The sequence below is a fragment of the Sporolactobacillus sp. THM19-2 genome (assembly GCF_004153195.1).
GTDB lineage: Bacteria > Bacillota > Bacilli > Bacillales > Sporolactobacillaceae > Sporolactobacillus.
In genome coordinates this window covers 177,780-201,753 of the sequence record NZ_SEMC01000005.1, presented here as the reverse complement: position 1 = coordinate 201,753, position 23,974 = coordinate 177,780, and the positions used below count along the sequence as shown (strand labels likewise).

The following is a 23,974-nucleotide window of genomic DNA, read 5'->3' as shown; positions in this document are numbered from 1 at the left end:
AACTGGTAAAATTTGTTATTTGGCGTGGGATTTGTTTCATATACGCTTTTTTAAGTGCTTTTGGATAAAGGCCCTAAAAAATTTCCAATTTCTCGTTTTTAGGGACTTGACATATTACCACTAGGCTGTTACTTCTATATCTATCTGTTCTGGCTGAAAATCGCAAGTAATAAAGTAATAGACTGCCAGTCTGAATCAGTGTAACGTGAGTAAAGTCAGCTAAATTCATTACTTCCAAATTAATATATACTATAGCACGATGCAAAACAGCAAACAAATAGAATAAGAGTATCCCCCGACAGCAAAGTCCGGGAGAAACGATCATCTTCCTGATTTTATATCTATATGTCCGTCGAGATGTGAATAGTCTGTCCGTCCACAAAAAAAAACAGGCGGATAGCCCGCTCTGCCCGGTGAGACGTGTTGGATTTTGTATGGTTATATTATGAATGGCCGGATTCTCCGGGTACAGATGAAGAGGATATCAGTGCCTTTCTCGATAGTTTTATTCTTCCATGCTGATCAATATCAAGTACCTTTACCCGTACCTCATCACCAACGTGAAGGACGTCCTCAACATTATTTACGTGTTTATCATCCAGCTCAGAAATATGAATCAGTCCGTCAGTATGCCCGAACAAATGGACGAATGCACCGAATTTTTCAATTCTCCGGACTTTCCCGGTAATAATTTCGCCTGCTTTCACCTCGCGGGTGATATCCTCAATCCATTGCCGCGCTTTTAATCCGTTACGTTCATTGAGATAGAAAATAGTGATCAATCCACTTTGCTCGATATCTATTTTCACACCCGTATCATCAATAATTTTATTAATCATTTTCCCATTAGATCCGATCACATCACGGATTTTGGCAGGATTAATGGACATTCTGATCACTTTTGGCGCGTACTTTGATAAGTGCTCACGCGGATGTGGCAGGGCACTTTGAAGGGTGTCCATAATTTTCATTCGGCCTCTTCTTGCCTGTTTCAGCGCCTTCGACAGAATTTCCCTGGTTACTCCGGATATTTTAATATCCATCTGCAGGGCTGTAATACCCTTTTCTGTGCCTGCACATTTAAAGTCCATATCTCCCAGTGAATCTTCCAGCCCCTGGATATCCGTCAATACCACCATCTTTTCACCATGTTTGACCAGTCCCATGGCGATGCCGGCAACCGGTGATTTAATCGGGACTCCGGCATCCATCAAAGCAAGCGTACTGCCGCATATGCTTGCCTGAGAAGAAGAACCGTTCGATTCCAGCACCTCTGACACGCAGCGAATAGCATAAGGAAATTTATCTTCTTCAGGGATGACGGGTGACAGCGCACGTTCGCCAAGTGCCCCGTGACCGATTTCACGCCTGCCGGGGGACCGTACCGGTTTCGCCTCTCCAGTGCTGAAGCCGGGAAAATTATAATGGTGGATGAAACGTTTGCTGTCCCCGGCACTGAAGTCATCCAGGGGCTGAACTTCACTCAGAGGGGCCAGCGTGCACACACTGAGTGCCTGCGTCTGCCCACGCGTAAAAAGTCCGGATCCATGTGCTCTTGGCAGCAGACCGACACGTGCAGCAAGCGGACGAATTTCATCAACGCCGCGTCCATCCGGACGAAGGTGCTCAACAACGATCATTTGCCGCACCTCTTCTTTCAGAATATTGTGCAGTGCTTTGTCCACCAGCCTGAGATTAACGATCACCTCTCCTGCCGCCTCATTTTCGCTGATAAACACATTTTTCACCGAATCATTAACTTCTCTGATCGCCCGGTCACGTTCCTGCTTATCTTTTACTCTCATCGCCTGATCAAGTCGCGCACCGGCAAGTTTTTGAACACGCTCTGTCAATTCCTGATCCGGTTTAAACAGGACGGGATCCATTTTTGTCCGGCCGATCTCAGCGGCGATGGTCTTCTCAAATGCGACGAGCTTCCTGATCTGCTCATGCGCAAAAAGGATCGCATCAAGAATCACTTCTTCGGGAACCTGATCTGCACCGGCTTCAACCATATTGATTGCCTTTTCCGTTCCGGCAACAGTCAGATGCAGGTCACTCTTCTCAGACTGAGCGACTGTCGGGTTGACGATAAATTCTCCATCGACCCGTCCGATGATCACACCGGCTACCGGACCATTAAACGGTACATCAGATACTGAAAGAGCAAGAGATGAACCCAGCAAAGCCGACATTTGGGCACTGCAGTCAAGATCGAGACTCATCACCATATTCACAATCTGGACTTCGTTACAGAATCCGTCGGGAAACAGCGGACGAATCGGGCGATCAATCATTCTGGCTGACAGTGTGGCTCTGTCTGTGGGTCTGCCTTCTCTTTTAATGTAACCTCCAGGCATTTTCCCGACTGCATAGGCTTTTTCTTCATAATTCACTGTAAGAGGGAAAAAGGATCCCTCTTTAGGTTCTTTCGATGCTGTGACAGTTGACAGGACAACGGTGTCCCCGTAATAGACAAGTACCGCACCGTTGGCCTGTTTCGCCACTTCGCCGATTTCAATACGAAGCGGGCGACCTGCCCACTCCATTTGATAAACATGCTTCTTGGTACCCACAGTCCAAAACACCTTCTCTCCGATAAAAATTTACAGACAGCAAAAAAGCGGGAATGCTCCCGCTTTTTTTAAACATCTTATCGACGCAAACCTAATTTGTTGATTAACTCGCGATATCTTTTAACATCTTTACCGCGGAGATAGGTAAGCAGATTCCGACGCTTGCCGACCATTTTTAAAAGCCCGCGGCGTGAATGATTATCCTTCTTATGAATCTTCAAGTGTTCATTCAAAGAATTGATCTGTTTAGTCAGAACAGCAACCTGAACTTCCGGTGATCCGGTATCGTTCTCATGTGTCTGGAATTCATGAATCAGCTGAGTTTTCTGCTCCTTTGTCAAAGCCATCAGCTCTCACCTCCCTGTATCAAATCCCCTTGAGCACAGCCGCCGCCGGTGGAACGAACAGCCGAGCCCAGGTTCCGTGTATTCAATTCGCAAATACACAAGTATATTGTACATGTTTTTTATATACAAATCAAGATTCTTTCATGGATTCCTCTTTACTTAAGCTTATTTTGCGTCGAAAAACAGCTTGGTAGTTGCTGCATCCCGGTTCATCTGATCAATGAGTTCATTGGCACTGGAAAACTTCTCCATCCCGCGCAGTCTTTTGTACCAGTCCACAGAGACATGCTTATCATATAGATTCCCTTTGAAGTTGAGAACATAGACTTCGACAACAGTTGCCGCATTTGCACTGTCATAAAAGGTGGGGCGATTTCCGATGCTGCATACACCAGCCATCCGCTTTCCATCTACAATCAACTGTACCGCATATACCCCGTCTGCCGGCATCAGGTAAGCTGCATCGGTCTCTATGTTGGCCGTAGGAAATCCCAGCTTTCTGCCTCTCTGATCACCATGTCTGACCACTCCGGACGTACGATATGGTCTGCCAAGAAGAGGTATGGCTTCTTCGACCTTTCCGGCCGTAATGAGTGACCTGATGTGTGTGGTACTCACCTTTTCCCCGAATTGCTCGACTTTTGGAATGACTGTGTAGCCGAACATACTCCGGGAGTATTGTTCAATATTCTCCATGTTCCCCGCAGCCATTCTCCCAAAGGTATAATCAAAGCCGGCAACGATGTGCTTGGCGTGCAGTTTAATGAGATATTCATCAACAAATGTCTGTGGTGACAATCTGCTGAGTTCCAGATCAAATCGAACACAGATTAGCAGGTCTGCCCCCAGCTTCTCAATAAGATCCGCCTTTTCTTCGGGGGGAGTCAGACAGTCCTCTCGCTTCTGCGAAGGTTTCAGTACAACGGATGGATGCGGATAAAAAGTCATGACGGCCGATTTCATCCTTTTTCTCCGGGCAATTTCAACCGCCTTCTGAATCACATGCTGATGACCAATATGAACACCATCGAAATATCCCAGAGCAATTACTTTCTCTTCTCCGTCATCGTTTTCTAAAAATGGCTGTTTCTCCAAAAAGATCTTATCCAATGAAAGCACCTTCTACTCTAGTAAACTGATTGACTGCAGCACCATGCACGATGTTCTACCGGTTCGACAGCGCGAGAACTTTCTGAGGCTTGATGAAACCTGATTTTCCCGGATAAGACTGGTACACGGCCAGACATTTGCCATAATGGTTAAAAACGGCAATGGGTTTGTCCGACAACCCGGCGGGCGCCGGCAATACCGCGCCATGAATAACCTTATCCGCTGTCTGTTGATTAACTGTCCACCTGGTTAAATGACCGAGTCCCGATTCCAGAGGCTTCAGGGCTTCTGAGAATCGTCCTTCTTTGTTCAGAAGTTCAATTTCCTCGAAGGACAGACATTCATCTATACTGAATGGGCCGGCCTTGATTCGGGTCAGAGTTTTCAAATGAGCGGGGTACCCCAGTGCCTGGCCAATATCAACTGCCAGAGTCCGAATATAAGTGCCCTTGCTGCATGTAACCAGAAAAGGGATACTTTCCCTGTAAAATGCATTCTGGCTATCCAACTGAAGCTGATAAATGGAGACCTGCCGCATCGGACGGTCAACCGGAATACCGGATCGTGCGTATTCGTAAAGTTTTTTCCCGTGCACTTTAACGGCAGAATAGAGAGGGACCAGCTGTTTGATTTCTCCGGTAAACATCTTCATCACGCTGATCACCTGTTCCCTTGCAATGGGCTCGGATACCCGTTTTTCCTGAACGGTTTCTCCTGAGGCATCCTCCGTTACCGTTGACGTTCCAAGGGCAATTTCCCCCCGGTACGTCTTTCCAAACTCCAGCAGATATTGAGCAATTTTTGTTGCTCTTCCAAGGCAGAGAATAAGCACCCCGTCTACATCTGGATCAAGTGTGCCGGTATGTCCGATTTTTTTATAATGGAGCATTTTTCTGATACGAAAGACACAATCGTGCGAGGTCATACCGCGGGGTTTATTCAGCGGCAGCAGTCCCTCATACTCCGGCATTTTCTATTCCCCTTTTTGGTGCAGTTCATTAATCAACCGGTCAATATGGCTGCCATAAGCCACGGACTGATCAATCTTAAACTGAATTTCCGGTGTTTTCCGTAAGCGAATTCTTTTTCCAATTTCGCTTCTGATAAAACCCCTGGCCTTCGTCAGACCTTCCATTGTGGAATCCTGTTTCTCGCGGTCTCCAAGGATACTGATATATACAGTTACTTCCTGAAGGTCACCTGTTACATCGACACCGGTCACTGTAACAAAGCCAACACGCGGATCCTTAATTCGATGTTCAAGAATGTCGCCCATTTCTTTTTTCATCTGTTCGGCAACACGATGCACCCTTAAACTGGTCATGGGGTCACCCTCCTTTTAAAACCATTCATACGTTGTATCCGTCCGTTCGATATCGGTGCGACTGTCAATCAGTCTGAGCGCACGGTTCAGCTCCTGTTCAACATGTACCTTCGAAGTACCAACCGAAACAAAGGCCAGCGCCGTCCTCTGCCAGACATTCTGATACCCTGTTTCGCTTGCGGCGATATTATGCCCATTTGTTGCTTTTCTTAATATACTTTGGATCACTGAACGTTTATCTTTCAGGGAGTGTGACTCCTGTATCAGACAGTCACACTGAACCAGACCGATTATCATTTAGGTTGAACTTCCTCCATGACATAGGACTCCATTGAGTCGCCCTCTTTAATGTCATTAAAGTTTTCCAGTGTCACACCACATTCAAGGCCGGCTTTAACCTCTTTTGCGTCATCTTTAAATCGTTTGAGTGTATCGACATGTCCTTCATAAATGACGATGCCATTTCTGACAAGCCGGATTCCGGAATCCCGTGTGATTAATCCATCAGTTACATAACAACCGGCGATCGTCCCGATCCGTGATACCTTAAATGTTGTACGAACATCCAGCTGACCGATCACTTTTTCTTTATATTCCGGATCGAGCATTCCCTTCATCGCTGCTTCCATCTCGTCAATGGCATCATAAATCACACGATACAGGCGAATGTCAACCTTCTCGGTTTCTGCAACCTTCTTTGCATGATTATCCGGGCGGACATTAAATCCGATAATGATGGCGTTGGATGCCGAGGCAAGAATAATATCCGACTCGCTGATTCCGCCGACACCTTCGTGAATAATATTAATCTTTACACCATCAACATCAAGCTTCTTTAAGGCTCCCGATAAGGCCTCAACGGATCCTTGAACATCTGCTTTAATCACCAGGTTGATCTCTTTTACTTCGCCTTCCTTGATCTTTTCAAACAGATCATCCAGGCTGACTTTGTTCGTGGTTTCTTTTCGTTCAGTAATCAGTGCACGTTCAGCGCGTGTTTCACCAATCTGTCTTGCTTTCTTTTCATCCTCGAAAACAGCAAAGTGATCCCCTGCCTGAGGAACACTGTTTAATCCGGTGATTTCAACAGGCATAGACGGACTTGCTTTTTTAACTTTTCTTCCCACGTCATTAACCATAGCACGAACACGGCCATACGCGTTTCCGACAACAATCGGATCACCGATTCGCAGGGTACCGTTCTGTACAAGAAGTGTTGCTACAGGACCTTTCCCTTTGTCGAGCTCTGCTTCAATAACGGCCCCGCGTGCTAATTTTTCAGGATTTGCTTTGAATTCATCTACTTCAGAAACCAGAAGAATCATCTCAAGAAGGTCATCTATTCCGGTACCTTTCTTGGCGGATATTTTTACAAAAATCGTATCCCCGCCCCAGTCTTCCGGAACCAGACCCTGTTCAGACAATTCCTGCATGACACGATCCGGATTGGCATTTGGTTTATCTATTTTATTCACGGCAACGATAATCGGCACATTGGCTGCCTTCGAGTGATGAATCGCTTCGATGGTCTGAGGCATGACACCATCATCCGCAGCAACAACCAGGACGGTAATATCAGTAATCTGTGCTCCCCGTGCACGCATGGTTGTAAATGCTGCATGGCCGGGTGTGTCCAGAAATGTGATCTTTTTACCACTATGAACAACCTGATAGGCACCAATATGCTGAGTAATCCCGCCGGCTTCTCCCGCCGTTACTTTCGTGTGTCTGATCGTATCAAGCAGCGTCGTCTTACCATGATCGACATGGCCCATGATGGTGACAACCGGCGGACGGATCACTGCAGTATCTTCATCAATACCCAATCCGTCTTTTTCAAAATTTGCTTCATCGACAACGACTTTTTCTTCTACTTTGACACCGTAATCTGACGCCAGCAATTCAATCGTATCTTTATCAAGATTCTGGTTCTTCGTCGCCATAACGCCCAGTGCCATCAATTTCTTTATGATGTCTGTTGACGGCCTGCCGAGTTTTTCAGCAAACTGGCCGACAGTTAACGAACCTGAAATAGTAATTTTTTCCGGGAGCTTGATTTCCATTTTTTTTCTGTTCGCGACTTTCATATTCCCCCGGCGTCGCCTGTTACGGTTGCCTCTTCTGTGCCTGTTTTGATTGTTTTCACCAAATTTACGATGGTTATTTCCAGAGGACTGGCGGCTTTTATCTGAGTGACCGTGGTTGTTATTTCCCGACCGGCCGCTTGTTCCCTGGCCTCCCTGTCGTGTGAACGAATGACGTTCCGAATCTTTTGTACTGCCTCTTCTGTTCGATATATTCGTGTGCTGTTCCTTATTTTCAGTTGACGTATGACGTGTCTGCTTTTCTCTGGTTTTTGTTTTGATATGATTCACTGGACCCTCTGTGTGTGTTTTTTTAGGCTTTGCAGCAATATTTTCTGCATTCCCCTGTTTTTTTAATAACTTTCTGTTCAGCTGACTGATGGCATTATCCTCAATGACAGACATATGGCTTTTCACTGAAAAACCCAGTTCCACCAGCTTTGCTATGACCTGCTTACTTGTCACATGGTTTGTTCTGGCGTATTCATATACACGCATCTTACTCATATATTCACCCCCGTGTTGATGATCCCAGCCTTTCAATTAAAACTTCCGCAAAACCGCTGTCCACAACTGCGACGATAACTCTGAAGGGCTGCCCGATTGCTTGACCGAGTTCTGCCCGGTCTGGCACAGTGAGCAGCGGAATCTGATAATAGCGGCATTTATTTTCAATAGTCTTCGTTGTTCGCAGGGACGCATCTGCCGACAGGATCACTGCTTTCGCCTTCTGATCACGGATAGACCGAATGACCGTTTCTTCCCCCGAAATCACCTTCCCGGCTCTCTGTGCAAGGCCCAGAAAGGACTGCCAGCTCTTAATTCTCCCTGACATCTGCAGCATGTTCCTCAAGGTATGACATCATGTCCTGAAAAACAGAATCGGGAACGGGCACACCAAGCTGGCGGGAAAGGAGTTTTTTATTTTTTGCTTTCATTACACATTCTTCCTTTTTCGTCAGATAGGCGCCTCGTCCGTTTTTCTTGCCTGTCATATCAAGGGTTACTTCGCCTTCAGGAGAACGGACAACCCGAAAAAGATTCTTTTTTTCCGCTGACTCCTGACAAACGATACACTTTCGCATAGGTATTCTACGCTTTCCGGGCATGAATACCATCCTCCTTAATTTTTTTCAGGGTTTGACTGAGCGGGATCAGTTGATTCTTCATCGTCCTGCTCAGGAACATCATCCGCCTGATTTTCTTCGGAAGAATCAGCCTGATTGCTGATTTTATCAAACAATCCGATTTCTTCGGCTTCGGATTCACTCTTAATATCTATTTTCCATCCTGTCAGTTTTGCCGCCAGGCGGGCATTCTGACCTCTTTTTCCTATTGCAAGAGACAGCTGATAATCCGGTACAATGACTGTCGTTGCTTTTGCCTCTTCATTAACGAGAACATCTACCACTTTGGAAGGGCTCAGTGCATTTGCCACATAGGTCACAGGATCTTCTGACCAGCGGACGATATCTATCTTTTCGCCCTTTAATTCATTAACGATCGTCTGAACTCTTGCCCCTTTCTGCCCGACACATGCACCGACGGCGTCAACAGTCGGATCTTCGGCATACACAGCGATTTTGGAGCGGTCACCTGCTTCTCTTGAAATGGATTTAATTTCAACTGTACCATCGTATATTTCCGGCACTTCAAGTTCAAACAGTCTCTTTAATAATCCCGGATGTGTCCTGGATACAGTAATCATCGGTCCCTTTTTGGCATCTTCAACTTTTGTAATATACACCTTAATTCTGTCATGCGGGTGATAAACTTCATTCGGCATCTGTTCAGACTGGGGCAATAAGGCTTCTACGCGTCCAAGATCAACATAGATAAAGCGATGATCAAGTCTTTGAACGATACCTGTCATAATATCATCCTCGCGATCAATGAACTCTGAGTAGATCACACTGCGTTCTGCTTCTCGTACACGCTGTGTAACGACCTGTTTTGCCGTCTGTGCCGCGATTCTGCCGAAATTTCGCGGGGTGACTTCAATTTCAACCGTATCCCCCAGCTGATAATTGCTGTTCAGCTTTTTCGCCTCTTCAAGAGAAATCTGGAGATTTTTATTATCCACAGCTTCGACGACTTCTTTTCGGGCATAGACTTTGATCTGTCCCAGTCCTTCATTAATATCCACCCGAACGTTCTGCGCCTGATCAAAGTTCCTTTTATAAGCCGAGATCAGCGCTGCTTCAAGCGCCTCAAGCAGAACTTCCTTACTGATTCCCTTATCTTTCTCAAGTGCTGTGATGGCTTCCACTAAATCACTGCTCATTCTTTACTCCCCTTTTCAAAGCGCCGTGATACATAAAGAAAATGAACGAAGCCAGGCCCTCGCCCCAAATGTACCATAGTCGCACATCCAATACGATCATTCTTAGCATTTATACTTTCTTATCGTGTCAGAAAACAACCGCCAGTCTGCCGCTGGCGATCTTCTCGACAGGCAGGGTGATCTGTTCAACTCTGGTCTTATCCTTAATGGCTATAACCACCTGATTTTCATTTGCATCAACAAGTTTTCCTTCGAAAACTTTGGACCCGTTAAACGGCTCATAAGTGGTCACATGAACATTTTTCCCAACAGAGTTTACGTAATCCTGAGAGTTGTTCAGCGGTCGCTCAGCACCTGCGGAAGAAACCTCGAGAAAATAAGATTCTTTTATCGGATCCTGTTCATCAAGTGCTGCACTGAGTTTCTCACTTACCTGAGCACACGTATCCAAATCTACCCCCTCCGGCGAATCAATAAAGACACGAAGGTAGTGATTCTTTCCTTCCTTAACAAATTCAATGTGAACAAGTTCAAGATTCAACCCGCGTAAAATCGGGGAAATCAATTCATCCGTTACCCTTGCAATTGTGCCAGCCATGTCCAGCCTCCTTTTGAAAACAAAAGAGCGGGAAGTTCCCACTCTTTGCAGACGAACTATTTCCAGCATTTCCTTAATCACTATATCATACACACCTGATCAAGGCAAGAATGGCAGGTTAAAAAAGGGAAAGCTGGTTGGCATCGGGCAGGCCTTCAAGACATCCCTGGCTATCGAGAAATTCAAGAACGGTTTTTGATATTCTTGCACGCTTTTGCAAATCTTCTTTGGATAAAAACTCACCGTCGTCCCGTGAAGCAGCTATGGCCTTTGCAGCATTTGTCCCGACGCCCGGGATGGCATTAAATGGCGGAATGAGTGAGTCCCCGTCCACCAGAAAACGGGTCGCATCCGAGCGATACAAATCCACAGATTGAAAGCGGAATCCCCGCTCACACATTTCAAGAGCCACTTCAAGGACGGTCAACAGACTCTTTTCTTTAGGGAGCGCATCGTTACCCTTTTGCTCAATTTCATCCATTTTCCTTTTAATTTCACCAGAGCCTTTTTTCATGACATCGACATCAAAATCATCGGCGCGAACTGAAAAATAGGTCGCATAAAACAGAATCGGGTAATGAACCTTGAAATAGGCAATCCTGAAGGCCATCAGAACGTATGCCGTCGCATGCGCTTTTGGAAACATGTATTTGATCTTCAGGCAGGAATCCATGTACCAGTCGGGTACATGATTTTCTTTCATTTCGGCAATCCACTCATCATTCAGTCCTTTACCTTTCCGGACAGACTCCATAATCTTGAATGCGTGGGAGGGTTCGAGTCCCTGATGCATCAGGTCAATCATGATATCGTCACGGCATGAAATGACATCCTTCAAAACGCATGTCCCATTATCAATGAGGATCTGGGCATTCCCCAGCCAGACATCCGTACCATGTGATAAGCCGGATATTTGAACCAGTTCAGCAAACGTTGTCGGTTTGGTGTCCTCAAGCATCTGGCGGACAAATCGGGTGCCGAACTCCGGTATACCCAGTGTCCCCATTTTACATCTGATTTGTTCCGGTTTAACGCCAAGCGATTCGGTTGAACTGAAGATTTTCATGACGTCCTTATCATCAACCGGAATGGTTTTCGGATCAATACCGCTTAAATCCTGAAGCATGCGGATCACTGTAGGATCATCGTGACCCAGAATGTCCAGTTTGAGAATGTTATCGTGGATCGAGTGAAAATCAAAATGTGTCGTTTTCCATTCCGCTGTTTTATCATCGGCCGGGTATTGTACAGGAGTGAAGTCATAAATTTCCATATCACGCGGAACAACAACAATCCCGCCCGGATGCTGGCCGGTCGTCCGTTTGGCGCCGGTACATCCTGATGCAAGTCTGTCTCGTTCAGCCGAACGAAATTGTTTCCCTGTCTCTTCTTCAAATCCCTTCACATAACCATAGGCCGTCTTATCGGCAATTGTGCCGATCGTTCCCGCACGATAAACTTTATCCTCCCCGAACAGCACTTTCGTATAGTTGTGCGCAACGGGCTGATAATCTCCTGAAAAATTAAGGTCAATATCCGGTACTTTATCTCCCTTGAAACCAAGAAATGTCTCAAAGGGGATATCATGTCCGTCCTTCTTCATTGTCGAACCGCATTTGGGACAGTTTTTATCAGGTAAATCAAATCCGGATGCAACCGATCCGTCTGTAAAAAAGATCGAGTGATGACATTTCGGGCACAGATAATGAGGAGGCAGCGGATTAACCTCTGTAATTTCAAGCATTGTTGCGACCAGAGATGACCCTACGGACCCTCGGGAACCGACCAGGTAACCATCGGAAAGCGACTTTTTCACCAGTTTATGTGCGATCAGATAAATGACTGAGAAGCCATGGCCAATAATACTCTTCAGTTCCTTTTTCAGTCTCTTTTCAACAATCTCCGGTAATGTTTCACCATAGAGTTCATGAGCACGCGCATAGGTCTTCTGTTTTACTTCCTCTTCGGCACCATCAATGGTCGGGGTGTACAGCCTGTCTTTAACCGGAAGCACATGATCAATTTCTTCAGCAATATGGTCAGGAGCAGTCACAACCACTTCCCGTGCTTCTTCTTCACCAAGAAATTTCATGCATTCCATCATTTCATCTGTTGTCCGGAAATGAACATCCGGCAGTGTCTGCCGATTGAGCGGATTTCCTGCCTGTGATGTGATCAGTATTTTTCTGTAGATGGCGTCGTGTTTGTCCAGATAATGAACATCCCCTGTCGCAACAACAGGTTTATCCATCTTTTTACCCAGATTCACCAGTTTTTTTATCACATCCTTAAGAGCCAGTTCATCCCGGATGATGCCCTTCTCCACCAGATGCATGTAATTAGACGGCGGCTGAATTTCTATGTAATCATAAAACTCAGCGATCTTTTCAGCCTGTTCGGCAGATTTCTGCATCATCGTTTCAAAGAGCTCACCCCGGTCGCAGCCGGAACCAATGATCAGGCCTTCGCGGTATCTTGTCAGAAGCGATCTGGGGATCCTTGGTACACGATAGAAATAGTTGACATGAGCAAACGAGACCAGTTTATACAGATTCTTCAGTCCGGTCTGATTTTTTACGAGCAGAACGGCATGAAACGGACGAATCCGATCAAGATTTCCCTTCCCCAGATTGTCGTTCAGCTGATCATGATACGTCATGCCTTTTTGACCGGCATCTTTAATCATCTTCCATGCCAGATAAGCGGTCGCCTCTGTATCATAAATTGCCCGGTGATGATGCGTCAATTCTATATGAAAAGCCTTGCACAGTGTATCCAGTTTGTGGTTTTTAAATGTAGGATACAGAAAACGCCCGAGTTCAAGTGTATCAATAACCGGATTGGCGGCTTTTTCAAATCCAAGTTTTTTATAGCCGTTATTGATAAAGCCCATATCAAATGTTGCATTATGAGCAACAAGAATGGAATCACCGGCAAACGCCCTGAATTCCTTAATGATTTCGCCGGCATCGGGTGCATCTGCCAGCATTTCATCAGTAATACTGGTCAGCTCTATAATCTTCCGGGGCAGAGGATGATGAGGATTGGCAAATTTATCAAATTTATCAAGAACCTCCCCATTTTTCATTTTTACAGCGGCTAATTCAATGATTGTGTCATAGACTGCCGACAGTCCCGTCGTTTCAACATCAAATACCGTGTAAACCTCATCCTGAAGCAGGCGGTGATCAAGATTGTAGGCAACAGGTACACCGTCATCAATGACATTGGCTTCAACACCATAAATCACTTTGACGCCAAACTTTTTTCCGGCATTATAGGCTTCCGGAAAGGATTGAACGACACCATGATCGGTGATTGCTATTGCAGGATGACCCCACTCGCCGGCTCTTTTTATCAAATCAGTCGCTGTGACCACGGCATCCATCTGACTCATCACTGTATGTGCATGGAGTTCCACACGTTTTGATCCGGACGGAGCCTGATCCATGGTTTTATGTGCGGGAATTTCTTCGATATCGTTCGCAATCATCACGAGATCGTGTACAAAATTGTCATTCTGTATGCCCCCGCGTACTTTAAGCCACAATCCTTTTTTCAGGTTTCTGAACCGTTCAGCATCCTCTTTATCACGAGAAAAGGATTTGACCATAAGGGAATCTGTGTAATCAGTGATTTTAAAGATCAGGAGCGTTCTTCCGCTTCTGAGCTCCCTTGTTTCAGCATCAAACACATACCCCTGAATCGTGATCCGCCGCTCTTCATCCTGTATGGTTTCAATAGAAACCGGTTCATCGTGGATGTCATAACCGATCTTGAAGGGGCCATCATCCGGCTTCCCCTGGGCTTCTTTGTTCTTTTTGCGTTCGATCATGGCCTCCACGACTTTCTGATGATCCTCTGCTTCTTTCTGCCTGATAAAAGAATCGTAGGCTTTTGACTTCTGATCCGCATTAATGGCTACATTTACGGTAAACGGCGGAAAACCGAATGATTTCAGCTGCTGATTCAGGGCGTGAGGAAGCTTGCGTTTCATCAGGGCGGCTTCTGCTTCATTGGTTGCCGTCAATGTCAGTCTGTGTCCGTCTGCGGCAGGTTTCTGTACCGAAAGACTGCTTTTAAGTGCAGGAAAGCGGGTTACCAGCTGACTGGAAACTCTCGGCCAGTATTGTTCGACCAGGCGTTCTGCACCCTCGTCTGATCTGGCCTGAATGGAACAGGTTATTGTGGGTACAATACGGTTAAAGTGCTTCTCCAGGCTGCTCTCGATCCACTCAAAAATCTGTGAGGGAAGGATATGGTCCAGAAGAAAATCAAAGTGCCACTTATGTTCATGTCGAAAGACAGTCAATTTCACGATCTCTCCATGAAGAAAGTAACTGTCCTTCCACTCATCAGGGGTTTCGATCTGCTGCATCAGAACCGACCATCTGTCAGCCTTGCTCATCGGTTCGCTCATCTGAAAATCTCCCTCCTGTGAAATTTCCTGTTTATGATCTGTCATCACACTTTTTCAGATTAATAACTTTATGTTTTTCAGTTTAATCGTTTTTCAGCTAATCAGCAATAAGCGAAACAGGGCCCCCTGTTCGAATTTGATGACATGTCGTCACTGATCTATTTCCTCCCGGGTTCTTGTCCTGAACCAGATCCGCAGCGAACGCATGACATCCTGCATCAGCTGTCATGCCGTTGAAACAGAGAGAGGGAGCCATTTAATAATGGCTCCCTGCTGAACCCCTGCCAGATGCTCCAATCACTTCTCTTTATCAAGTATCGTTTCAATCGTTTTGTTGAGTTCGCTCACGGTGCATAGTTCACGGTGACCTTCTTTTCTTCCCCCTGCTTCGACGATATGGTCCGATGCTTTTTTCCCGACGACCACCTGAACCGGGCAGCCAATCAGTTCACTGTCTGCAAATTTAACCCCCGGACGTTCTTTTCGGTCGTCCCATAAGACATCGAAACCAAGATCAGTTAACTGCTTATAAATAAGCGCGGACAAGTTTTTCTGATCTTCCTTTTTCGGATTCATGGTAATCAAATGTATGGCAAAAGGGGCAAGAGATTTTGGCCAGATCATCCCTTTATCATCATGATACTGCTCACAGATAGCAGATAATGTCCGGGAGACCCCTATTCCGTAACAGCCCATAATCAGGGGCTTGCTTTTTCCTTTATCGTCAAGGAATAAAGCATTCATGGCTTCCGAGTATTTTGTACCCAGTTTAAAAACCTGACCGACTTCTATCCCCTTGGCAAAATGTATGGTTCCTTTCCCATCCGGGGATGGATCGCCCTCTTTAATAAAACGAAGATCTTCAAAAGCCTCTACATGAAAGTCTCTTTTCATATCCACGTGTTTATATGTCATATCATCGACAGAATCATAGACTTCTGCATGCGTGCAGGTGGCAACGCCATGATCAGCAAGAACGCGGGTTTCTTCAGAAAGTGCCGAGAGGGCGGGAATCTGATCTTTTGCAATGGGTTCAATCAAATCTGCTCCCAGGGCGTTTTTCACTTTAACTTCATTCACTTCGTCATCTGCACGTGTGAAGACCAGGACGGTTTCCGTTCGTGTCTTAAACCATGAGGCCGAAACAAGCTGTTGTTGATCCTCTGCCTGATACCCCTGATCTTTTTCAAGAGGGGCCGCTTCCTTCTGAGGCACATGAACAACAGGTCCGGTCGCTGCCATTTCAAGATTTGCTGCATAATCCGACTGATCAGAGTACGCAATCGTATCCTCACCTATATCGGCCAGTGCCTGGAATTCATGTGTATCTTTTCCACCCATGGCACCTGAGTCGGCAAGTACAGCACGATACTTTAATCCACACCGGTCAAAAATACGCCGATACGCATGATACATAGCCCAGTAAGCATCATCCAGCGTTTTTTCATCTGCATGAAAAGAGTATGCGTCCTTCATAATAAATTCACGCCCGCGAAGCAGACCAAAACGCGGACGCTTCTCATCCCTGTATTTTGTCTGAATCTGATACAGAGTCATGGGCAGCTTTTTATACGTATTTAATGTATCCCTGACCAGGCTTGTCACCAGTTCTTCACCGGTTGCTCCCATGGCAAAATACCGGCCGTGCCGGTCCTTCAGACGCATCAGTTCCGGACCATATACATCCCATCTTCCGGATTCATGCCAAAGTTCCGCGGGCTGCATGGCAGGCATCAGAAGCTCCTGGGCGCCGATTCTGTCCATTTCCTCACGGATAATCTGTTCAATTTTCTTTATCACTTTATACCCAAGGGGAAGATAAGAATAGATCCCAGCTGCATTCTGGCGAATAAATCCGCCCCGAAGCAGCAGCTGGTGGCTGACCGACTCCGCATCAGACGGCACTTCTTTCAGAGTCGGTATAAACATTTGGCTTTGTTTCATCCACAGCACCCCATCAATATATCAATAGTTAAAGGATCAGCGTGTAAAAATATTTTGTATATCATTCCAGGTCACAAGCAGCATGAGTAACATCAAAAAGGCGAATCCAATGAAATGCACCATAGCTTCCTTCTGAGGCTCCACCGGCTTGCCGCGTACCCCTTCGATAATCAGAAACGTCAGTCTGCCTCCGTCCAGTGCAGGAAGAGGCAGAAGGTTAATGACCGCCAGATTGACACTCAGAAATGCCGCCCAGTTCAATACGATCATGAAGCCCTGTGAAACAACCTGTCCTGTCGCATTATAGATTCCGACAGGTCCTGCAAGCTGATCCAGACTGAACCCGCCGGTTACCATCATTTTCAGCGCGGCCAGCTCCATTTTAATCCAGTAATATGTCTGAGTCACGCCGGCTCCGAGTGATGCTGGTATAGAATGGCGTGTTGGCGGATATACACCGACAACCCCTTCCATACCCTTTTCAGCTTTTCTATGGCCGGCTGTAACATCCATATGATGTATTTTTCCATTTCTTTCAATATTAAAAGTCATTTGTTTGTTTGGACGGGCGCCGATATAGGAAACAATATCCTGCCAGTTGTTCACTTTTTTCTGATCGATACTGATGACCCGGTCATTTTCCCTGAGCCCGGCTTCCTGAGCAGGATAATTATCCACTATCTTCCCCATTCTCGGCGCGTCGGACGGAACTCCCTGGATACTGAAATAAATAATAAAAATCAAAACAGCAAGCAGCAAATTCATGAACGGTCCGGCAAAAACAGTTAAAAAGCGGGCAAGAACCGATTTTGAAGCGAACTGCCTGTCCAGCGGGGATATCTGAAAGTCCTGATTATCGGTCACATAGGTGGCCTTATCGTTCAGATCATAGCGCTTTAATGGCCCGTCTTCTTCCTCATAACCGGAAATAAAGAGATCTTTTTCCAGATCGCAGTGTTCAACCGTCAAAAAACGCGCATCAGGATATTTCTCCGGATGATCGGTTGTTATTCTTGTTACCTGCCCGGCCTCATTAAAATAAAGTCCAACATTTTGTCCGGGCTTAATTTCAACAATTTCCGGGTCCTCACCTGCCATCCGTACATAACCGCCGATGGGAAGTAATCGCAGGGTATAAACGGTCTCACCCTTTTTGGCTGCAAAAATTTTGGGCCCGAAACCAATGGCATATTCACGGCAAAGTATCCCGAATTTTTTTGCAACCCATAAGTGCCCAAGCTCATGAATCGAGACGAGAAGCCCGAAAATGATCACAACGACGAGCAATGTTTCCACATCTTTCACCTCTGCTCCTTACTTGATCAATCCGCATACAAAGTGACGTGTCAGCCGGTCCGTCTCTTCAATAGTTTCCAGATCCGGTTCCGGAATGACCTGATGCTGTTCCAGTGCCCGTTCAATTAATGGTTCTATTTCAAGAAACGGAATCCGTCCCTCAAGAAAAGCCTCCACAGCAACTTCATTTGCTGCGTTCAGGACGGTCGGCATCGAGCCGCCGGCACGCCCGGCTTCATAAGCGAGTGATACAGCCGGATACCTCTGCCTGTCTACTTTCTGAAAATGGAGCGTCCCTGTTTTCCATAAGTTTAACCTTTTTGTTTGCCTGAGTTCAAGTCTGCGGGGGTAAGTCAGCGCAAATTGAATCGGAACCAGCATACTGGGAAGACCCAGCTGAGCAATCAGACTATGATCAGTATATTCAACAAGAGAATGAACAATACTTTCTCTGTGAATGACTGTTTCAATTCTGTCATATGGCATGTGAAAAAGCCAGTGCGCCTCTATCACTTCAAGCCCTTTATTGATCATTGTTGCCGTATCAACTGTAATTTTTGCGCCCATGGACCAATTCGGATGATTCAGCGCTTCAGCAACTGTTACACCTTTCAGTTCTTTGCGCGTTTTATCACGGAAACTGCCTCCTGAAGCAGTCAGAATCAGTCTCGTTACGGCAGAGCGATCCTGACCCAGCATCGACTGAAAGATTGCAGAATGTTCACTGTCAACAGGAATAATTGCTGATCCTGATTTTTCAGCAGCCTTCATAACAAGATGACCGGCCGTCACCAGTGTTTCTTTATTGGCTAATCCGATCGTTTTCCCTGCTTCAATTGCCGCAAGCGTTGGTTCAAGACCAATGCTGCCAAGTACGGCATTTATGAGCATGTCACTGTTTGGCCAGGCTGCCGCTTCTACCATCCCTTTAAGCCCATATACAAGTGTTGTATGACCGGGTAACATCGTCCGGATCTGCTCCGCAGTTCGCCTGTTTTTAACAGCGACCAGTTCCGGCTTAAATTCCTTAATCAGCGGGAGGGCAGTGTCTATATTCTCACCAAAAGAAAAGGCACTGACTGTGAATTCTTCCGGGTGTTCCCTGACCACAGCCAGCGTCTGTGTGCCTACAGATCCTGTGGCACCAAGCAGACTGATGCGCTTCAATGATCATCCCTCCATATATATCAGATAATACCGGTCAAATATAATAAAGGCAGCACAAAAATCAGACTGTCAAATCGATCAAACAGCCCGCCGTGACCGGGAAGAATTGATCCGGAATCCTTGACGTTGAAGTGGCGTTTAACCGCTGATTCAACAAGATCTCCCATTTGACCGGCGACAGAGATAATCAGCGCTGCTATGAATAGTTCAAACCATGAATGGAACACCATAGCCGGTGCAATCAGCTGAAAAATGATAGCTGTCAGTAGGGCCACAATAATTGCTCCTGCCGAGCCTTCAATGGTTTTGTTCGGACTGATATGCGGAGCAAGCTTGTGTTTTCCAAACGACCTTCCGACAAAGTAGGCCCCGCTGTCGGTCGCCCAGATGGTGATCTGCACAAAAAGGACAAGTGCCAGACTATGGAAGCGCATCTGGACAAGTAGATAAAAAGGAATGCTTATGTAAAGGGCAGAAAAAGTCAGATAAGCTGCCTGTGTATAATCAAAATGATTTTTTGAAAAGAAAGTCATGACCGCCATGACAAGAATGAACAGAATCAATAGCCTGATGAACAGCACTTCAAAGGAACCTTTGTCCGAAAAAAAAGGGAAAAGAACGATGGCTATAACAAAAAACATCCCAATCAGCACAGGGCCGGATGAATATTTCATCCTGTCCATGAGAGCCGTTTCCGTAAAAGCAATCCCCGCAATCATCGCAGCCATAATGGCGAACGGATAGGAACCATAGAGAAGGAAGGCGAGATACAGTGCACCTGCTACAACACCTGTCAGTACCCTCTGCTTCATTTATTATCTCCACCCTTTCCGTTAAGGCCACCGAATCTACGCTGTCTGCAGGCAAATTCACGGACCGCCTTACGTAAATCTTCTTCGTTGAAATCCGGCCAGAACGTGTCTGTGAAATACAGTTCCGTATACGCAAGCTGCCAGAGCATAAAATTACTGAGACGTAATTCTCCGCCCGTACGTATCAGCAAATCCGGATCCGGGAGAGCCGGGCTGAGCATGTAATCAGCTAACAGGTCTTCATCGATCGACTCAGGGTCCAGTTTTCGGGCCTGCACGTCCTGAACCATTTTTTTTACAGCTGAGACAATCTCAGAGTGGCTTCCGTAATTCAAAGCAAAGTTCAGAATCAGTCCTGTATTTGATTTTGTCTGTTCAACAGCCTGAGAAACAGCACGCATCGTATACTGCGGGATCCGAGTCATGTCCCCCATCACGCGAACCTGGACATTATTTTCAATCAGTTCGACCAGATAAGTATTTAGAAATTGCTGAGGCAGTTTCATCAAAAAGTCAACTTCTGATTTCGGCCTTTTCCAGTTTTCTGTCGAAAAAGCGTATAAGGTCAGTACCTTGACACCGAGCCGTTGTGCTTCCAGAGTCACTCTTTTTATGGTTTTTAATGCCTCTCTGTGTCCGGAGACCCGCGGAAGACTGCGTTTTTGCGCCCAGCGTCCATTTCCATCCATAATGATGGCCACATGTTCAGGAATTTTCTGCGCATCCGATGAAAGCTGCTTATGGTATTCCGCCATGTCTGTTTTATTCAAGGAAAGTTTCCTAAACATCGTATTTCCCCCATAATCTGCTCTGAAATCAGAACTGCCCGGTTCAGCCGTGATGAGTCATGTTGCCTGAAAGACAGTTTATTTAAATAGCCTTCATTTCTTTTTCTTTGTCAGCGGTTATCTGATCAATCTTTTCAATCGTTTTATCGGTCATTTTCTGAATGTCTTCTTCGGCAGCTCTGACATCGTCTTTCGTCAGTTCATTATTTTTTTCCATTTTCCTGACCTGGTCATTGGCTTCGCGACGGACATTTCGAACGGCGACTTTGGCTTCTTCGGCAAATTTCCCGACAAGTTTTACAAGTTCTGCCCGTCTTTCCTCAGTCAGTGCCGGGATCTGAATCCGGATAACAGCTCCATCATTCACTGGAGTGATGCCCAGGTCTGATTTAAGGATACCACGTTCGATATTCGCAATAGATGAACGATCATAGGGCTGAATCACCAAAAGACGGGCTTCCGGAGCAGAGATGGAAGCAATCTGCTTTAATGGTGTTTCAACTCCATAATATTCTACCGTGACTTTGTTCAAAATGGAAGGATTTGCGCGGCCGGCCCGGATTGTTACCAGTTCACGCCGAAACGCCTTCACTGTTTTTTCCATCTTTTCTTCTGCTTCATTGAGCACATCTTTTTGAGCCATGTTTATCTCCCCTTTACGACTGTGCCGATATCTTCACCAAGAACGGCTCGTTTAATATTTCCTTCTTGCCCGAGTGAGAATACAACTAATGGGATGTTATTATCCATGCTTAAAGACGAAGCTGTAGAATCCATAACCTGCAGGCCATCATTAAGGACTCTGAGATAGGAAATTTCCTTATATTTTTTTGCGGATTTATCTACTTTAGGATCAGCCGAATAAACCCCATCCACATCGTTTTTAGCCATTAATATCACATCTGCCTCAATCTCAGCAGCCCTCAGTGCTGCTGTTGTGTCTGTCGAGAAATATGGATTACCGGTTCCGGCTGCAAAAATGACAACTCTGCCCTTTTCAAGGTGACGGATAGCCTTCCGGCGAATATAGGGCTCAGCGACCTGACGCATCTCTATCGAAGTCTGGACACGTGTTCCAACACCCAGACTTTCGAGACTGTCCTGAAGTGCAAGCGCATTAAGAACGGTTGCCAGCATGCCCATATAATCAGCCTGAGCACGATCCATGCCCATTTCGCTCCCGTTTTTCCCACGCCAGATATTTCCGGCTCCGACAACGATCGCTACCTCCACGTTCAGCTCTACAACCTCTTTCACCTGCTTCGTAATCGAGCGGATCACCTTCGGATCAATGCCGAAGCCACTCGATCCGGCCAATGCCTCTCCGCTTAATTTCAAGATCACCCGTTTATATTTGGCTTTCTCGGTCATCTTCATCTACCCCTCTGTACACTTTTTAAAAAACGGGACACGTGAAGTGTGCCCCGTTTATGTTGACCCGTTATAGCAGGGTGCCTGACCGGCAAACCTGCAGATGCAGATTATTGCTTCATTTGTGCTTTGACTTCATCAGCAAAATTTTCTGCTTTCTTCTCAATTCCCTCGCCTACTTCATACCGGACAAAAGCGTTTACCTCTGCATGATTCTGTTTCAGAAATTCCTTTACTGTAATATCTCCGTCCTTAACGAAAGGCTGGTCAACGAGGCAAATTTCCTTAAAGAACTTTTTCAGCCGTCCTGTAACCATTTTTTCAACGATGTTTTCCGGCTTTCCTTCACCCAGCGCTTCCTGTTTCAGGACTTCTTTTTCATGTGTGACAATATCATCGGGAATTTCCTTCTCCGTGAGATATTGAGGTTTAATGGCTGCTATGTGCATCGCCACATCCTTTGCCACCGATTCATTTTCTCCGGTCAGGCTGACAAGAGCGGCAATCCGCCCACCCATATGCAGATACGCACCAAATATATCCGTATCCTTTTTGTGAATCACTTTGAAACGGCGCAGGGCAATTTTTTCACCAATTTTGGCAATAGCCGATGTAATATAATCGGCGACAGTACCCTCTGTACCCGCCAGTTTCTGGCCCAGTGCTTCCTCAACGTCAGCCGGCTCTTCCTTCAGAAGGTGTCCGGCAAGCTTATCCAGCAACTGTTTAAATTCATTATTTTTTGCCACAAAGTCCGTTTCAGAATTGACTTCCAGTGCCACAGCTTTATTTCCTTCAACTTTAATTTCAGTCAAGCCTTCAGCGGCAACACGGCCCGACTTTTTGGCTGCCTTCGCAATTCCTTTTTCACGAAGGACATCGATTGCTTTCTTAATATCCCCGTCTGTTTCCGTCAGTGCGCGCTTGCAATCCATAATACCTGCACCGGTAAGATCACGAAGCTCTTTAACAAGTTTTGCATTGATTGCTGTCACTACACATCCTCCTGACATCTGTTTTTTTCGTGAAAAGAGTGATAAAGGGCATTTTCCCCTTATCACCCTGTAAAAAGAATCAAATGTTTATTCAGCTTTAACGGGTTCTTCGTTTGCTGAATTCTTCGTTTCAGCCGTTTCTTCTGCGGCGTCGCTGTTTTCTTCTCCCTGATTCGCTTCCAGAACGGCATCTGCCATTTTTCCGGTCAAAAGCTTTACAGCGCGAATGGCATCATCATTTCCCGGAATAATGACATCTATTTCATCAGGATCGCAGTTTGTATCTACGATAGCGATAATCGGGATATGAAGTTTACGTGCTTCAGCAATAGCAATTCTTTCTTTACGTGGATCAATAACAAACAGAGCCTGAGGCAGGCTTTCCATGTCTTTGATGCCACCAAGAAATTTCTCCAGTTTCGCCATTTCCTTCTTCAGGCCGACAACTTCCTTTTTCGGCAAAACATCAAAGGTCCCGTCTTCCTGCATCTTTTCAAGGTCTTTCAAATGTTTGATTCTCTTACGTATGGTTTCAAAATTGGTCAGCGTTCCGCCAAGCCAGCGCTGATTGACATAAAACTGTCCTGAACGTTCAGCTTCAGCTTTAACAGAATCCTGTGCCTGCTTCTTCGTTCCTACAAACAGAATTTTTCCACCTTCAGCAGCAATGTCTCTGACATACTGGTAGGCTTCTTCGACTTTTTTCACCGTTTTCTGGAGATCGATGATGTAAATACCGTTTCTCTCCGTAAAGATATAGGGTTTCATTTTTGGATTCCAGCGACGGGTCTGATGTCCGAAATGAACACCGGATTCCAGAAGCTGCTTCATAGTAATAACTGACATGCAAATTCCTCC

Annotated in this window: 21 protein-coding genes; all 21 read right to left on the bottom strand. The window is 45.9% G+C overall.

All coding sequences use genetic code 11. From position 1 onward, the window contains the following. Positions 1-443: 443 nt before the first annotated feature. Positions 444-2,576: a polyribonucleotide nucleotidyltransferase gene (gene pnp, locus EWH91_RS06790; RefSeq protein ID WP_129929274.1), complete on the bottom strand. Its 2,133-nt coding sequence runs from the start codon at positions 2,574-2,576 to the stop codon at positions 444-446. Between the two features lie 77 nt (positions 2,577-2,653). Beyond that, on the bottom strand, positions 2,654-2,923 hold the full coding sequence (gene rpsO, locus EWH91_RS06785; RefSeq protein ID WP_129929273.1) for a 30S ribosomal protein S15: 270 nt from the start codon (positions 2,921-2,923) through the stop codon (positions 2,654-2,656). Positions 2,924-3,088: 165 nt separating this feature from the next. Beyond that, positions 3,089-4,033, bottom strand: coding sequence for a bifunctional riboflavin kinase/FAD synthetase (locus EWH91_RS06780; protein WP_129929272.1), 945 nt, complete (start codon positions 4,031-4,033; stop codon positions 3,089-3,091). 55 nt (positions 4,034-4,088) lie between these two features. Beyond that, the gene (gene truB / locus EWH91_RS06775; protein ID WP_129929271.1) at positions 4,089-5,003 is read right to left on the bottom strand and encodes a tRNA pseudouridine(55) synthase TruB; all 915 of its coding nucleotides are present in this window, start codon (positions 5,001-5,003) and stop codon (positions 4,089-4,091) included. 3 nt (positions 5,004-5,006) lie between these two features. Beyond that, complete coding sequence (rbfA, locus tag EWH91_RS06770) at positions 5,007-5,357, bottom strand: 30S ribosome-binding factor RbfA (RefSeq protein ID WP_129929270.1); 351 nt, start codon at positions 5,355-5,357, stop codon at positions 5,007-5,009. A gap of 15 nt (positions 5,358-5,372) precedes the next feature. After that, entirely contained in the window at positions 5,373-5,654 is a 282-nt protein-coding gene (locus tag EWH91_RS06765) for a DUF503 domain-containing protein (protein WP_129929269.1), read from the bottom strand. Continuing rightward, on the bottom strand, positions 5,651-7,948 hold the full coding sequence (gene infB / locus EWH91_RS06760) for a translation initiation factor IF-2 (RefSeq protein WP_129929268.1): 2,298 nt from the start codon (positions 7,946-7,948) through the stop codon (positions 5,651-5,653). Before infB ends, EWH91_RS06765 begins: the two co-directional genes overlap by 4 nt. A 4-nt stretch (positions 7,949-7,952) precedes the next feature. Beyond that, positions 7,953-8,276 (bottom strand): YlxQ family RNA-binding protein, encoded by a 324-nt coding sequence (locus tag EWH91_RS06755; RefSeq protein ID WP_483315823.1) that lies wholly within the window; start codon positions 8,274-8,276, stop codon positions 7,953-7,955. Then, positions 8,260-8,550, bottom strand: a complete 291-nt coding sequence (gene rnpM / locus EWH91_RS06750; protein ID WP_129929267.1) for an RNase P modulator RnpM — start codon at positions 8,548-8,550, stop codon at positions 8,260-8,262. Before rnpM ends, EWH91_RS06755 begins: the two co-directional genes overlap by 17 nt. Positions 8,551-8,564: 14 nt before the next feature. Continuing rightward, entirely contained in the window at positions 8,565-9,725 is a 1,161-nt protein-coding gene (gene nusA / locus EWH91_RS06745) for a transcription termination factor NusA (RefSeq protein WP_129929266.1), read from the bottom strand. 127 nt (positions 9,726-9,852) lie between these two features. Further along, positions 9,853-10,323 carry a ribosome maturation factor RimP gene (gene rimP, locus EWH91_RS06740; RefSeq protein ID WP_129929265.1) on the bottom strand — a complete coding sequence of 157 codons (471 nt, stop codon included), beginning with the start codon at positions 10,321-10,323 and terminating at the stop codon, positions 9,853-9,855. 118 nt (positions 10,324-10,441) lie between these two features. Continuing rightward, a complete protein-coding gene (locus tag EWH91_RS06735) occupies positions 10,442-14,743 on the bottom strand; it encodes a PolC-type DNA polymerase III (protein ID WP_129929264.1) in 4,302 nt (1,433 codons plus the stop codon). A 297-nt stretch (positions 14,744-15,040) separates the two neighbouring features. Then, positions 15,041-16,687, bottom strand: coding sequence for a proline--tRNA ligase (locus tag EWH91_RS06730; RefSeq protein ID WP_129929263.1), 1,647 nt, complete (start codon positions 16,685-16,687; stop codon positions 15,041-15,043). A 36-nt stretch (positions 16,688-16,723) separates the two neighbouring features. Continuing rightward, on the bottom strand, positions 16,724-17,983 hold the full coding sequence (rseP, locus tag EWH91_RS06725) for an RIP metalloprotease RseP (RefSeq protein WP_129929287.1): 1,260 nt from the start codon (positions 17,981-17,983) through the stop codon (positions 16,724-16,726). A gap of 18 nt (positions 17,984-18,001) precedes the next feature. Continuing rightward, positions 18,002-19,150: a 1-deoxy-D-xylulose-5-phosphate reductoisomerase gene (dxr, locus tag EWH91_RS06720; protein WP_129929262.1), complete on the bottom strand. Its 1,149-nt coding sequence runs from the start codon at positions 19,148-19,150 to the stop codon at positions 18,002-18,004. A 20-nt stretch (positions 19,151-19,170) separates the two neighbouring features. Next, positions 19,171-19,962 (bottom strand): phosphatidate cytidylyltransferase, encoded by a 792-nt coding sequence (locus EWH91_RS06715; protein WP_129929261.1) that lies wholly within the window; start codon positions 19,960-19,962, stop codon positions 19,171-19,173. After that, positions 19,959-20,750: an undecaprenyl pyrophosphate synthase gene (locus EWH91_RS06710; RefSeq protein ID WP_129929260.1), complete on the bottom strand. Its 792-nt coding sequence runs from the start codon at positions 20,748-20,750 to the stop codon at positions 19,959-19,961. Before EWH91_RS06710 ends, EWH91_RS06715 begins: the two co-directional genes overlap by 4 nt. Before the next feature lie 82 nt (positions 20,751-20,832). After that, complete coding sequence (gene frr, locus EWH91_RS06705) at positions 20,833-21,393, bottom strand: ribosome recycling factor (protein WP_129929259.1); 561 nt, start codon at positions 21,391-21,393, stop codon at positions 20,833-20,835. Between the two features lie 2 nt (positions 21,394-21,395). Then, positions 21,396-22,121, bottom strand: a complete 726-nt coding sequence (gene pyrH, locus EWH91_RS06700; RefSeq protein WP_129929258.1) for a UMP kinase — start codon at positions 22,119-22,121, stop codon at positions 21,396-21,398. A gap of 110 nt (positions 22,122-22,231) precedes the next feature. Beyond that, entirely contained in the window at positions 22,232-23,134 is a 903-nt protein-coding gene (gene tsf / locus EWH91_RS06695) for a translation elongation factor Ts (RefSeq protein WP_165364259.1), read from the bottom strand. Positions 23,135-23,203: 69 nt separating this feature from the next. Next, a complete protein-coding gene (rpsB, locus tag EWH91_RS06690) occupies positions 23,204-23,962 on the bottom strand; it encodes a 30S ribosomal protein S2 (protein ID WP_129929256.1) in 759 nt (252 codons plus the stop codon). Between the last annotated feature and the right edge of the window lie 12 nt (positions 23,963-23,974).